Source organism: Rhodanobacter sp. DHG33 (assembly GCF_014843005.1).
Taxonomy (GTDB): Bacteria; Pseudomonadota; Gammaproteobacteria; order Xanthomonadales; family Rhodanobacteraceae; genus Rhodanobacter_A.
In genome coordinates this window covers 114,204-127,255 of record NZ_JACYXM010000001.1, presented here as the reverse complement: position 1 = coordinate 127,255, position 13,052 = coordinate 114,204, and the positions used below count along the sequence as shown (strand labels likewise).

11 protein-coding genes and 1 pseudogene are annotated in these 13,052 nt (G+C 57.5%); 9 read left to right on the top strand and 3 right to left on the bottom strand.

The annotated features are described in order from the left end of the window. Positions 1-104: 104 nt before the first annotated feature. Together IHE46_RS00575 and IHE46_RS00570 are read right to left on the bottom strand one after the other, a co-directional pair. Positions 105-1,142, bottom strand: coding sequence for a polysaccharide biosynthesis/export family protein (locus tag IHE46_RS00575; protein ID WP_225562740.1), 1,038 nt, complete (start codon positions 1,140-1,142; stop codon positions 105-107). A 169-nt stretch (positions 1,143-1,311) separates the two neighbouring features. Continuing rightward, a complete protein-coding gene (locus IHE46_RS00570) occupies positions 1,312-1,617 on the bottom strand; it encodes a hypothetical protein (RefSeq protein ID WP_192162496.1) in 306 nt (101 codons plus the stop codon). Positions 1,618-1,984: 367 nt separating this feature from the next. Between IHE46_RS00570 and IHE46_RS00565 the strand changes: the two genes are divergently transcribed. The 6 genes and pseudogenes from IHE46_RS00565 to IHE46_RS00545 all read left to right on the top strand — a co-directional run bounded on the left by IHE46_RS00565 (position 1,985) and on the right by IHE46_RS00545 (position 8,444). Further along, complete coding sequence (locus IHE46_RS00565; protein WP_225562697.1) at positions 1,985-2,473, top strand: low molecular weight protein-tyrosine-phosphatase; 489 nt, start codon at positions 1,985-1,987, stop codon at positions 2,471-2,473. Positions 2,474-2,538: 65 nt separating this feature from the next. Beyond that, positions 2,539-4,743, top strand: a complete 2,205-nt coding sequence (locus IHE46_RS00560; RefSeq protein ID WP_192162494.1) for a polysaccharide biosynthesis tyrosine autokinase — start codon at positions 2,539-2,541, stop codon at positions 4,741-4,743. A 165-nt stretch (positions 4,744-4,908) separates the two neighbouring features. After that, a complete protein-coding gene (locus tag IHE46_RS00555) occupies positions 4,909-6,189 on the top strand; it encodes a nucleotide sugar dehydrogenase (protein ID WP_192162492.1) in 1,281 nt (426 codons plus the stop codon). Positions 6,190-6,315: 126 nt separating this feature from the next. Next, positions 6,316-6,455 (top strand): annotated as a pseudogene (locus IHE46_RS16910) (IS5/IS1182 family transposase); the annotation flags it as partial. 103 nt (positions 6,456-6,558) lie between these two features. Then, positions 6,559-7,254 (top strand): phosphoadenylyl-sulfate reductase, encoded by a 696-nt coding sequence (locus tag IHE46_RS00550; protein ID WP_225562696.1) that lies wholly within the window; start codon positions 6,559-6,561, stop codon positions 7,252-7,254. An 89-nt stretch (positions 7,255-7,343) separates the two neighbouring features. Then, positions 7,344-8,444 carry a polysaccharide biosynthesis protein gene (locus tag IHE46_RS00545; RefSeq protein ID WP_192162482.1) on the top strand — a complete coding sequence of 367 codons (1,101 nt, stop codon included), beginning with the start codon at positions 7,344-7,346 and terminating at the stop codon, positions 8,442-8,444. On the opposite strand, the gene IHE46_RS00540 is transcribed toward IHE46_RS00545, so the two are convergent. Continuing rightward, complete coding sequence (locus tag IHE46_RS00540; RefSeq protein ID WP_192162480.1) at positions 8,441-8,923, bottom strand: acyltransferase; 483 nt, start codon at positions 8,921-8,923, stop codon at positions 8,441-8,443. The two genes, IHE46_RS00545 and IHE46_RS00540, sit on opposite strands and share 4 nt — an antisense overlap. Before the next feature lie 376 nt (positions 8,924-9,299). Between IHE46_RS00540 and IHE46_RS00535 the strand changes: the two genes are divergently transcribed. The 3 genes from IHE46_RS00535 (at position 9,300) to IHE46_RS00525 (ending at position 12,939) form a co-directional block, all read left to right on the top strand. Continuing rightward, entirely contained in the window at positions 9,300-10,307 is a 1,008-nt protein-coding gene (locus IHE46_RS00535) for an NAD-dependent epimerase/dehydratase family protein (protein WP_192162479.1), read from the top strand. Positions 10,308-10,309: 2 nt separating this feature from the next. Beyond that, on the top strand, positions 10,310-11,458 hold the full coding sequence (locus IHE46_RS00530; protein ID WP_192162478.1) for an NAD-dependent epimerase/dehydratase family protein: 1,149 nt from the start codon (positions 10,310-10,312) through the stop codon (positions 11,456-11,458). A gap of 116 nt (positions 11,459-11,574) precedes the next feature. After that, positions 11,575-12,939, top strand: a complete 1,365-nt coding sequence (locus IHE46_RS00525) for an oligosaccharide flippase family protein (RefSeq protein WP_343229967.1) — start codon at positions 11,575-11,577, stop codon at positions 12,937-12,939. The last annotated feature ends 113 nt before the right edge of the window (positions 12,940-13,052 follow it).

Here is a 13,052-nt window from a genome sequence, read left to right as displayed (position 1 = left end):
TATCGCTGTACCGTGGCGTTGCGATATGGCTTGTTCCGAAGGACAGCCTGGTCGCGTGGGAGCAGCGGCGCTCTGTCGTGGAGAGGGTATCAAACCACGAACCTTCAGTTGCCGCTGGCGTGTTCGAAATTATACTGCGATGCTGAGACCGTGCCGAGTGCGGTCGCCAGTGGCAACACCTGGCTGAAGAAGCGGTTCCAGCGAGTGACGCCGGCAGCACCGACGAAGACCACGTCGCCCGGCTTCACGTCGAAATGGTCAGCCAAGGCAAAAGCGGCGGGCGAGCTGGCATCGAGTTGATATACGGTAGCGGGAGTAGTCTCGATGTTCTTGGCCCCACGGATCACGTAGACAGCCTTACCCTTGGCGAAATTTTGGTCGAGGCCTCCTGCCCGACCCAGCGCCTGTGTCAATGTGAGGTCGGATGTCTTGAAGGGGATGGCCATTGGGTGCATGACCTCGCCTAGGACATAGGCTTCTTGGCGGTCGTTGTAAGACAGATAGAGACGGTCGCCATCCTTGAGGTAGATGTTCTCGGCCAGGCCACTGCCGGGGTCGAGCCGGTTCAGGTCAAGGTGATAGGCACGACCATCACGTGTCAGGATCAGGTCGGAGAGGTTAGCCTCCTTGGGGTCGGCCATTGCTGCGCCGACAGCTTGGCCCAGAGTCAAAGGTACAGCGTTGATCGGCAGTGGGTCAGTTTTGATAAAGGCACCGTTGAGCGTTACACGTTGGCTGCCATAGCCAACTACATTGACGTCCACCTGGGGGTTTTCGACATAGGTAGCCAGCTTGTCGCTGATCGCTTTGCGTAACTCCTCAATGGTCATGCCAGCCACCTTGAGCTGGCCCACATACGGATAGAACAAGGTGCCATCGGGGCGTACTAGGCGACCGTTCGCCTCTGTTGCCTGCTGTGGGCCAGCTGGTGCGGTTAGCTCCGGGTGGTCCCATACAGTGATGTATAGCGTGTCGCCGGCACCAATGCGGTAAGGCTCGGGCTTATAAGCCAGCAATGCGGCAGGTAAGGTGTGGGTTTCCTCGGTTACCTGATCCATGACTAGCAATTTAGGAGTGATAGGCACCAATTGCACATGGCCGTTGTCGATCTGGTTATCGCGAGTAAGCGAGTTTGTAGCCAGATGCTGACCGGGTGCCCAGATGCACCCTCCGAGCGAACTGGACAGGACGGCAACGGCGAGCAGGGGGAGAGTTTTCATGATGGATTGACTAGCCAGAGCTGGTTTCATACGGGCAACAAAAACCGTGCCGGACGCATCCAGCACGGTTTTGCACGATCATGCGTGGAACTCAGTGGGTACCCGTGGTGCCCGTCGTTCCGGTCGTGCCGGTGCTACCGTTGTTGCCGGTTTCATTGCCGTGGTTGCTGCTGCTCGTGGCACCAGCGATAACCGCGACGGCAACCACGCCCATGCCGATATAGATGGCGTCAAGCGTGCCTTGGGACACATCGCTGGCGCCCGCGGCCCCCGGCAATGCAGCGGCAGGCTGACTTTGTTGCGGAGTCGGCTGTTGAGGCTGAGCCTGAGTGCCGAAGGCCTGGCTAGATACGGCTGCGGCGATCAAGGCGATGGACAGGATTTTCATCGATTTCATGGTAGAGGAACTCCCTGCGTTTGGCCTTACGATTGTAACCACAAAAACCCGCAGCTGTGAACCCAGTGGTTGTTAAGTCTTTGACCGATGAGAGTTATCCGCATTTCTTGCCTCGCAGGACGGCAACTTTAAGGAGGGCCAAAGGACTTAGGGGCCAAAAGATTGCTTGTAAGACCAAACATTTCTAAGGACTTTATTAACGAACCTACAACATCGGTTTGCCAGCTCCCCGGCTTGTTGCGTACTCTACCCCTGGCGCCTGGGTTCCTGGATTGTCTGGAACCATAGCGTGTTCGAGGGGCGAACCAAAGCAGCCTAGCCACACCATTGGACGGGGCGCTCGGCAACTGAGAGACGATCGTGGGTCATGTGTCGCCATCGCAGCGCACAGGCGAGGAAACAGGAGAATCCAGTCACTGTGTTTGGAAGGATCTTGACGGTATGCGTGGGCAATATTTGCCGTAGCCCCACTGCTGAATACCTGTTCCGGCAACAAGTTGCGTCGTGGGGCATCCAGGTGGGTAGCGCCGGGCTGGCTGCCATGGTGAACTCGCCCGTAGAGGGCACGGCCGCTCAGTTGATGGACGAGCACGGTGTGGACAGTTCCGTGCATCGTGCACGACAGGTCACGCCAGCCCTGCTGCGCGAGGCCGATTTGGTTCTTGGCATGGAAAAGAGCCATTTGCTTGCTTTGGCGCGCCTGGCACCCGAAGCCAGCGGCAAGCTGTTTCTGTTCGACAAGTGGTGCGAGGCGCGGGATATCCCGGATCCGTATCGGCAACAGCGTCCAGCGTTCGAACACGTCTATGCAATGATCGATCGCGGTGTGCGCAGTTGGCTTCCTTATCTGCGATAGCTGTTTTCGTTTCATCGTGAAGCCGACCCATTCCAGTTTCCTCAATTTTATTTAAAGCGAACTACATGGCAGCTGAGCCGCACACCTCATCTCGAGACGATGAAATCGACCTCAATGCCTTGTTGGGCACGGTTCTCGACCACAAGTGGTTGATCGTCGCTGTTACTTCCTGCTTCTTAATGTTCAGCTTGGCCTATGCCCTCTTGTCCACGCCGGTCTACCAAGCCAGCGCGGTGGTGCAGGTTGAACAGAAAGTCCCCGACCTGCCAGGTCTCAGCGCGATTACCCAAACCCTGGGTGCTTCCAACTCCGAAGCCACCACCGAAATCGCACTGATCACCTCGCGAACGGTCATCGGTCAGGCGGTGGACAGCCTCCACATGCTGATCGAAGCCAGTCCGCGGCGGCTCCCGCTGTTCGGCAGCTTCATCGCGCGCCATTACACCCCGGACAAGCCGGGTGCCGTGGCTCCACCCATCCTCGGGCTAGCTCGCTATGACTGGGGTGGCGCTCGACTGGATATCTTTCGTCTCGATGTGCCCAATGCGCTGCTAGACAAGCGATTGACCCTGATCGCGGGCGAGCACGGCGCGTACACGCTGCAAGATGATGATGGCGACACTCTGCTCAATGGTCAGGTAGGGCAAGCTGCCAGTGGGCATGGCGTGACCATCGAAGTGAAGGCGCTGGCGGCCAACCCGGACGAACGTTTCGATGTGGTTCGTCATCGCGACCTGACTATCATCAACCAGTTGCAGCAGGATATCCAGGCATCCGAGCAAGGCAAAGATTCCGGCATCATCGGCCTGACCTACGACAACATCGATCCCGCTCTGGCAGTCAATCTGCTTGATCAGGTAAGCCACTTTTACGTAAAGCAGAATGTCGATCGCAATTCGGCCGAGGCAGCCAATAGCCTGAAATTCGTCAAGGAACGACTGCCCAGCGTGCGTCAGGAACTGGATCACGCCACAGATGCGCTGAACGCCTACCAGATCAAAGCACATTCGGTCGACATCACCATGCAGACCAAAGCGCTGCTCGATCAGGAGGTGGCGGCCGAGACCAGCATCCAGCAATTGCAGATACAACAGGCTGACATTGAGCGTCGGTTCACCTCTGCGCACCCTGCGTATAAGGCTATGCAGCAGCAGATTGACCTGTTGCAGGCGCAGAAAGACGCCCTGGACAAGCAGGTCGGAGAACTGCCGGATACTCAACAGCAGTTGCTGAAGTTGACCCGCGACGTGCAGGTGAGTGACCAGACATATACCGGCCTGCTCACTCAGGCACAGCAGCTGGATATTGCCCGTGCGGGCACCGTAGGCAACGTACGTATCGTCGATACGGCAGCGGTGGATATCACTCAGCCGGTGCAGCCGAAAAAGGCGATCGTGGTGCTTGGCGGCACGTTTCTGGGTGGCTTCCTGGCGATATGTTTCATCTTCCTGCGCCAAATGCTCAATCGCGGTGTAGAAGATCCAGCTGCCATCGAGCAAATCGGTCTGCCAGTCTATGCCTCGATTCCGATGAGTGAACAGGAGCAAGCATTTTGGACCGAGCTGGCGCGGCGTCAGGGGGGGCGTGGCCAACAGCACCTACTGGCGGTCAGTGCGCCGGCTGACCTAGCCACCGAGGCCTTGCGCAGCCTGCGTACCAGCCTGCACTTCGCCAGGATGGAAGCGAAAAACAATCTGCTTATGATTTCTGGCTCCAGTCCAAATGCCGGCAAGACCTTCGTTTCGTCAAACTTGGGTGCAGTAATCGCCCAGGCTGGCCAGCGCGTGTTGGTAATCGATGCAGACATGCGCAAGGGGGGCTTGCACAAGATGCTTGGCGGCAAACCCGAAGGTGGCTTGTCTGAACTGATTTCCGGCCAGATTGACCTGACCACTGCAATTCGTACGGTGCAAGGTGTCGAAGCCATGCATTTCATTGCGCGCGGCAAGGTGCCCCCCAACCCCTCCGAACTATTGATGCATGCCAATTTCACTGATCTTTTGCGGAAGCTGGCGCCGCTCTATGACCTGGTCATCATCGACACGCCACCCATTCTCGCCGTGACCGATGCTGCCGTGATCGGCCATCACGTTGGTACTAGCTTATTGGTGGTGCGTTTCGGCCTCAATCAGGCTCGCGAAATCGCCTTGGCGAAGCAGCGTTTCGAGCAAAACGGCGTGGAGATCAAGGGCGCCATCTTCAATGCCGTTGAGAAGCGCAGTGCAGGGTACTACTCGTATGGTTACTACGAATACAAGGCCGCCAAGTAGTGACTGCTCTAGGGGGCGTTGAAAACCGTCGACGTCATGTCCGCGTAAGCTGGCACCCATTGAAAGCAGCAGCTTGGATTCCCGCTTTCGCGGGAATGACGACTACTTCAACGTCACCCTAACGCAACGGAAGAGTTGCTGTTGAAGGGGCGCTTTGGAAGCAACATGCATTCACTGAACAATACAAAGATCGCCATCATTGGTCTGGGCTACGTGGGCCTGCCGCTGGCCGTCGAGTTCGGTAAGCATTTCGATACAGTGGGATTCGATATCAGCGTCGCGCGCATCGAGCAGCTGCGGGCCGGCATCGACCATACGCAGGAAACGTCCGCCGAGGAGCTCGCAGCATCGAGTCGGCTCGTGTATTCAGACGATTTGCAGGTATTGCGCGACTGCAATGTATTCGTCGTCTCTGTATCCACTCCAGTAGACGAACATAAACGCCCTAATTTCACCCCGCTGATCAAGGCAAGCCAGTCCATCGGAAAGGTGCTCAGGCGTGGTGGTGTCGTGATTTATGAATCTACCGTCTATCCCGGTGCCACCGAGGAAATCTGTGTGCCGGAACTGGAGCGTGTCTCCGGGTTGAGGTTCAACATCGATTTTACCGTGGGCTACAGCCCTGAACGGATCAATCCAGGCGACAAACAGCGCCGCCTTGTCAACATCCCGAAAATCACTTCCGGCTCTACTCTCGAGACGGCCGATTATGTGGACGCGCTGTATCGCACCATCATCACTGCCGGCACCCACAAGGCGACCAGCCTGAAAGTGGCCGAGGCGGCCAAGGTCATCGAGAACACCCAGCGCGATGCGAATATCGCTCTCATCAACGAGTTTGCATTGATCTTCCATCGCCTCGGCATCGATACCCAGGACGTGTTGGCGGCTGCTAGCACCAAGTGGAACTTCCTGCCGTTCCAGCCAGGCCTGGTCGGGGGACACTGCATCGGCGTGGATCCTTACTACCTGATACAGAAAGCTCAGGCCGTGGGCTACTATCCCGACATCCTGCTGGCTTGTCGCCGCATCAACGACGGCATGGGGCGGCACGTTGCCAGTGAAGTGGTGAAGCTGATGATCGGCAAAGGTCACGCCATCAAGAACAGTCATGTATTGGTGCTGGGCCTGACCTTCAAAGAAAACTGCCCGGATCTACGCAACACACGCGTTGTGGATCTGGTGAAGGAGTTTGAAAGCTTTGGTGCCCTGGTGGATATCTACGATCCATGGGCCGATGCTGCCGAGGCCAAGACTGAGTATGGTCTTGATTTGTTGGCGCACGCACCGAAACCGAATGCTTACGATGCTGTGGTGATCGCCGTAGCGCATGATGAATTCAAGGCTGGAGGCAATGCCGGTATACGCGCACTGGCCAGTGACCGCGCAGTGCTTTACGACGTCAAAGGTATCCTGTCCAAGGGCGAAGTTGACGGCCGCCTTTGAATTCACCTTGTCTTTGTCGCAGATGTGCAAAGGACTGAGCGATCCTAGCTTTAGGAGCCTCTGATTTTTGCCCCGCGGTCGAAGCTCCGACCTACTGATGGATCGTGCCCGATGACACCCAAGCAAATGAGCCTGTCAATGCAGCACGACACCGGGTTCGAACGGCATCGCAGGCCGACCTGGAGTGCAGGTTCCTGGCGGAAATGGGGTGTGTGGTGCCATGGGCAGAGCTGTGCGCGGTCATCGCGCGGTACTATCCGAAGGCACCTGAATCGGGGGCGAGTATGGAGCCCATCATGGGTTTGGCGTCTGATTCGATCGCCACAGTCTGGGGGCATGTAACGGATGGAGAAGGCGGCGCCCACCAACTTGGATAAGACGTTGGCGTTGCTGGCACAGATAAGCACCGACTACTTTCCATCAGCCTTGTCGAGCGCGCTCGGCCCGGAGACTCTGGTGATGCTCGACTTGATCGTCGAGCACAAATTGAATATCGAGGTGGTGACGATTGACACGGGTCGCTTGCCCAAAGAGACCTATAGTCTCATGCAGGCAGTGTTTTCGCGTTATGGACCGGTGCTACAGGTCTTGTACCCGGATGCTGCTGAGATCGGCGACTGGGTCCAACGTAACGGGGTCAACGGGTATTATCAGAACGTGGAACTTCGAAAGCAGTGCTGCAACATCCGAAAGGTGTCGCCGTTGAGGCGGTTCCTCGTCGGTAAAAAAGCGTTGCTGACTGGCTTGCGCAAGGAGCAGTCGCCTACGCGTGCGGCCATCGAAGTGCGCCAATGGGACAGCAACTATAATCTGTATAAGTTTAATCCGATGGCGGATTGGACTGCGCAGGAAGTGTGGGCGTACATACACTCCCGGTCCATTCCCTACAACAAACTGCTGGATGAGGGTTATAAGAGCGTCGGTTGCACACCCTGTTCTCGCGCGGTCAAGCCTGGTGAGGACGAACGTGCTGGTCGCTGGTGGTGGGAGCGCGGATCACTGAAAGAATGCGGCTTGCATTTTGACCCCAAGTCCGGGCGATTGATGCGAAACGATGACCATTGATCCGGTCCAGAGTGACGTTCGATGGCCTTCACAAGCAGTCCAACACAACGATTCCTGCCGTACCAAGCCATTTCCTGAAGGAGCTTTTGATGTACCAGCTTAAGAACAAGCGGATCCTGGTTACGGGGGCGTGCGGTACGGTCGGTTCCGCGCTGATCGCGGAGCTGCTCAAGCCGGAGTACGGCATCGGCCAATTGGTGGGGGTCGACAATAACGAGACCGGCATTTTTTCCATCGACCAACAATACCTGGCGGACTCGCGGGCGCGCTTTACCATTGGGGACGTGCGCGATGCCGCCCTCATGACACGCTTGGCACGCAACACGGACGTGATCTTTTCCGCGGCAGCTCTCAAGCACGTGATCGTTTGCGAGCGGTCGCCCATGGATGCGGTGCAGACCAACATTCTTGGTGTGCAGAACCTTATCCAGGCCGCGCGCGACGGTGGCGTTGAACGCATGGTGCAGATGAGCACCGACAAAGCCGTGAACCCGACCAGCGTCATGGGCACCTCCAAGCTTATGGGCGAGCGCCTGATCACGGCAGCCAACAGCCAGACGAGCGAAGGCGGCCCGGTGTTTGTCGCTACGCGTTTTGGCAATGTGTTGGGGTCGCAGGGGTCTGTCGTTCCGGTGTTCGCCAACCAGATCGCCCGCGGGGGGCCGGTGACGTTGACCGATCCGCGCATGACGCGTTTCGTCATGAACACGCGCGATGCGGTTCGGCTTGTCATCGAGTCGGCGTTGCTCGGACGGGGTGGCGAAGTCTTCATCACCAAGATGCCGGTCATCCGTATCAAGGACTTGGCGGAGGTAATGATCGAGGAGCTTGCTCCGCGCTTCGGCGAGGATCCCAAAGCCATCGAGATCACGGAAATCGGCAGCAAGCCGGGTGAAAAGTTGTACGAGGAATTGATGAGCGATGAAGAAACCCGCCGCGCTGTCGAGTTGGATCGCTATTTTGCGGTTCTGCCGGCCTACCGTGGCGTGTATCGGACAGTCTCATACGAATATCCCAATGTCGTGTCCGACAAGGTGACCAACCCGTATGTGTCGGCTGCGGAGCCTCTTATGCAGAGGCAAGATCTCGTCAATCTGTTGCGCGGCGACGGTTTGCTGGACATCCAGATGATGGCCGATGCACCGCAGCGATACTGGCCTGGAGACAAAGAAGAGAATGCGGCGAGTTAGAGATCACGTGGTGCCTCATGGTTGTGTCCGCGAAGCTCCACCGCCGGGACGCCACCCACGATGACCTTTGGCGGGACATCCCGGCGCACTAGAGCGCCGGCAGCGACGACGCAGGATTCACCCACAGTTACGCCTCCCAACACTGTTGCGCCGGCTCCGATCCACGCGCCATCACCAACGACAATCGGTAGCGAATAACCGGAACCGGCTGCTTTCTCGCCAAGCCCACCAAGCGAGTGCGTGCCTGTGATGAGGCTTACACGTGGTGCAATATCTACATCTTTGCCTATGTACACCGCAGCACCGCCGCCAGCTACAAGCACCTCGTGACCGATCCACGCTCCGGAACCGATCTCCAGTGCTCCCGTTAACCAGAACCTAGCGCTCGATACAATGCGTACATTGTCAGCCACGGTGGCGCCTGCCCAACGCAGCAATAACCGTTTTAGTGCAAAAAATCGCGTCGGCGGCAACAGCATAGTGAGTTGGTTATATACATAGAGACGGCCTGCGTGCATTGATGAATCACACCTTCTGGAAACGCGGAGAGCGGTTAGGCAGAGCATGGCAGTACCCGCAGCTGCATACGGGACTAATATCCATTCGACGCTCGGGTACGAATTCAGCAACATCATACTGAATTAAACGAGTATCCATACGATGGAGATGTCCAACAAAGACGTGCGGCAACCGCAGCCAAAAGTAACCTAGGCCCCGTGCGTGGAAGCGGCGGTACACCAACAATTGATCCGCGGCCGTTTGCAGTCGACGCCTGCTTGGGTACTTTGGAATGAGTTGGTACATGTCCGCCATGGAGTGGACATGTGAAGAGGTGCTGTTGAAAAGGGATCGATCATGAACTGGCTTGTCACTGGTGGTTGTGGCTTCATTGGCCGCGCCCTCATCGCCGATTTGCTGGCCGAAGGCGATCAGTCCATTCGCGTGCTGGACAATCTTTCCACCGGTACGCGCGAAGACCTTGCCGTGGTCGCTCCGTTCGTCGAGTTGGATAACACGGCCAACTTCCATGATTGGTCGCAACCCTTGGCGCTAAAGGTGGGCGACATCCTCGATCCGGCAGCGATCGCTGAGGCCATCATCGGAGCGGATGTCGTCATCCACCTTGCCGCGAACACCGGCGTACCGCAGTCGGTGGCCGATCCCGTCAAGGATTGCCATACTAACGTGTTGGGTGTCGTCAACATGCTGGAGGCCTGTCGTGCTGCTGGCGAACCGCCACGTTTCGTGATGGCATCGTCCGGTGCGCCATTGGGTGTACAGGCCCCGCCGCTGCACGAAGAAATGGCGCCGCACCCAGCCTCGCCCTACGGTGCATCCAAACTCGCCGGTGAGGGCTACTGTTCCGCGTATTACCACTGCTATGGCGTGGAAACCGTCACGCTGCGTTTCGGCAATGTCTATGGCGAAGGCTCCGGGCACAAAGGCTCCGTCGTCGCCAAATTCATCAAGGAAGCCATGTCCGGCCAGCGGCTTGAAATCTACGGTGATGGCAGCCAGACTCGGGATTTCATTTACATCGCCGATCTCATCCTCGCCATCCGCAGTGCGGCGCTGACCCCCGGCATCGGTGGCGAGACGTTTCAGATCGCCACAGCCGCGGAAACCACCGTGGCGGAGATGACGGAGCAGCTCATCAAGGCTATGCGCTCTGAAGGTATGCACGTACCGGACGTGTACCATGGTCCCATACGACAAGGTGACGTGGCCCGCAATTATTCGGACACCACCAAGGCGCGGCAACGACTGGCCTGGACGCCACAGGTATCGCTGCACGACGGGCTGCGGCGCACCGTGCGGTATTTTCTTGACACCTACTACCACTCTACAGCGAGCAAGGAATAAACATGCGTGTACTGATTCTGGGCGGCGACGGCTATCTAGGCTGGCCCACGGCCATGAACTTTGCGGCCGCCGGCCACGAAGTGTGCGTAGTGGACAATTATCTTCGTCGCCAAATCGCCGAAGCCACCGACAGTGAGGCGCTCATCGCCACGCCCAGCCTTTCGGAACGCGCGCGTGTCTTCCATGCCGTATCCGGTCACACCATCAAGGTCCACATCGCCGATCTCGCTGACCCGGGTGTAATGTTCGACATCGTGCGCGAATTCGGGCCGGAAACCATCATCCACTACGCCGAACAGCCGTCCGCGCCGTACTCCATGCGTGGTTTCAGGGAAGCGCGTGAAACCTTCAACAATAACCTCAACGTCACCTTCAACTGCATCCACGCAGTCAAGGACATCGTGCCCGATTGTCATATCGTCAAGTTGGGCACCATGGGCGAATACGGCACGCCCAACATCGACATCGAGGAAGGTTGGCTGGAAGTCGAACACAAGGGGCGTAAGGACACCTTCCTGTTTCCGCGTGCGGCCGGTTCGCTGTACCACACCACCAAGGTGATGGATACCGACCTGTTGTGGTTCTACGTGCGTACCTTCGGGTTGCGCGTGACCGACCTCATGCAGGGACCAGTCTATGGCTTGTCCACCGATGAAGCCGACCTCGATCCGCGGCTGTGCCCCAATTTCCATTACGACGACATCTTTGGCACTCTTGTCAACCGCTTCCTCGTGCAGGCCGTGGCGGGTATTCCGCTGACGGTGTATGGCGCTGGTGGCCAGATCCGCGGTTATTTGAACTTGCGGGACACCTTGCAATGTGTTGGCCTGGCAGCAAGCAACCCCGCCAAGAGGGGTGAGTTGCGCATTTTCAATCAACTGACGGAAACCTTCAGCGTCAATCAGGCGGCGGATCGTATCAAGAAGGTGGGCGATGAAATGGGGCTGAATGTCACCATCAAGTCCATCCCAAACCCTCGCAAGGAAAAGGAAAACCACTACTACAATCCGGCCCACTCAGGTTTGATGGAGCTGGGTCTGAAGCCACACTACATGACCGATGATGTCATCACCGCAATGTTGAAACGGGTCATGGAAAACAAGGATCGGATCGTGGCTGGCAGAATCATGCCGCGCGTGAAATGGAGTTAATGACTGCGTCTGCAGTGGGTTTGTGATGAACGAAGGCTAGCTCATGGGGGGGCATGCCCGTGTTTGCGTAATTAACGGACAGCATCCCAATAGCAACATGCGCGGTCGCACGGTGAATGTCGTCATGGCCGCGTATGGCGACTCCCGACCTTCGTGGGTACTTCACCTCGGCCTCCTGCATTGCCTTTGATATATATGCCCTATCTATCGGTCTGCCCCCCCCCGCGATGCTGCAGTGGACAAGCGGCGGTGACTCCGTGAGCCGCCGGTTACTCGCGGCCAATGCGATATGGTCTCTTGTCAACCACCTTGCACAGCGAGGGAGTCTTGCACTCGCTACGATCTTGCTAGCGAGATCGTTTGCAACCAGGGATTTTGCGACTTATTCCTATTTCCAGATGACGGTCAACATGCTGGCTACCTATGCGACCATGGGCTTGGCCGTTGCTGCTTCACGCTTCTTCGCTGCCTCACGCAACGACGATGGTACGGGAGCCTTCCCGCTCGGCACACTGCTGTGCGTCAATGTCGTAGTGGCTGTCGCTGCCTTCATGATCCTCAGCATTGCACCACTGGGCTGGCTTACTGCCGGACGTGATATCCCAATCCTTGCCATTAGCGTGGGTGTGGCGGTCTGTGTGCTTGATGCGGTGATTGGTGGCGCCATCGTGGGGCTTGAGGCTTTCCGGTCGTCGGCCATTGTCTCCATTGGGTCGGCTGTGTGTCTGCTGGCGCTTACTGGATGGGCCGCGGCCACTCGCAATCCCACCATTGGCATGTGGGCGATTGTTGCGGCATTCGGTTTGCATCTCGCCGGTACCACTGCGATTACCGTTCATCAGACTGGTTGGGAGCGCCTCAAGGCATCCATTCGCTGGGACAAGCAAAGCCTGCATGAACTGGGTTCCCTTGTCGGCGCAATGTTCGCAGTTTCGCTGATCAGCGGCTCGGCGACCTGGGTGGTGGGCCGGCTGATCATGGCAAGCGCGGGCGACAAACAATTCGCGGTTTTCACTATTGGCATGCAATGGCTCGCTCTGGGCTTGTTGCTACCAAACCAAATGACCAGAGTCACGTTCTCGCGCATGGTGCGTGAGACACACGAGGGTCTACGTCGGCTCCTGAAATGGGTCGGGACAATTAATGCTGCGATGTCGCTCAGTATTGCGGCATTGGGATTTTTGTTTGCGTCCAAGCTGATTCTGCTCTATGGCAGCCGGTATGCAGGAGATACGCTGGTTGTTGCCTGTTTCTTGGGGGTGGGCGTAATCAATTCCCCAGCGAACGCCTTGGGCAACGCTTTGGTTGGGCGCGGCCGACACATGTCATGGCTGATCATCACCGTTGTGTGGCTGCTCGTTCTTCTTGGAATACTGTTGCCTAGTTCGCACCGGAGTGTGGAGTGGGCGCTGGTTGCATACGCGTGTGCAGGTGCAGTCATGCTGATGATGACTATTTTTCGTGTTTTCCGGGAGGCATAGCGCACCGATGCATACGATGTTTACAGCCATCTCGTGCCGTTGTTGCCGCCCACACGGTTGTTTGCCGTGAGGCGTTCATTGCTGCGCTGGGCACGAGCACCGGTGGGCGACCG

What these genes read in the sequence shown, in the direction of transcription:
- IHE46_RS00565 (WP_225562697.1), top strand. Translation starts at nt 1,985, where the DNA reads ATGTGTCGCCATCGCAGCGCACAGGCGAGGAAACAGGAGAATCCAGTC.
- IHE46_RS00540 (WP_192162480.1), bottom strand. Translation starts at nt 8,923, where the DNA reads ATGCTGTTGCCGCCGACGCGATTTTTTGCACTAAAACGGTTATTGCTG.
- IHE46_RS00560 (WP_192162494.1), top strand. Translation starts at nt 2,539, where the DNA reads ATGGCAGCTGAGCCGCACACCTCATCTCGAGACGATGAAATCGACCTC.
- IHE46_RS00535 (WP_192162479.1), top strand. Translation starts at nt 9,300, where the DNA reads ATGAACTGGCTTGTCACTGGTGGTTGTGGCTTCATTGGCCGCGCCCTC.
- IHE46_RS00570 (WP_192162496.1), bottom strand. Translation starts at nt 1,617, where the DNA reads ATGAAATCGATGAAAATCCTGTCCATCGCCTTGATCGCCGCAGCCGTA.
- IHE46_RS00545 (WP_192162482.1), top strand. Translation starts at nt 7,344, where the DNA reads ATGTACCAGCTTAAGAACAAGCGGATCCTGGTTACGGGGGCGTGCGGT.
- IHE46_RS00525 (WP_343229967.1), top strand. Translation starts at nt 11,575, where the DNA reads ATGTCGTCATGGCCGCGTATGGCGACTCCCGACCTTCGTGGGTACTTC.
- IHE46_RS00555 (WP_192162492.1), top strand. Translation starts at nt 4,909, where the DNA reads ATGCATTCACTGAACAATACAAAGATCGCCATCATTGGTCTGGGCTAC.
- IHE46_RS00530 (WP_192162478.1), top strand. Translation starts at nt 10,310, where the DNA reads ATGCGTGTACTGATTCTGGGCGGCGACGGCTATCTAGGCTGGCCCACG.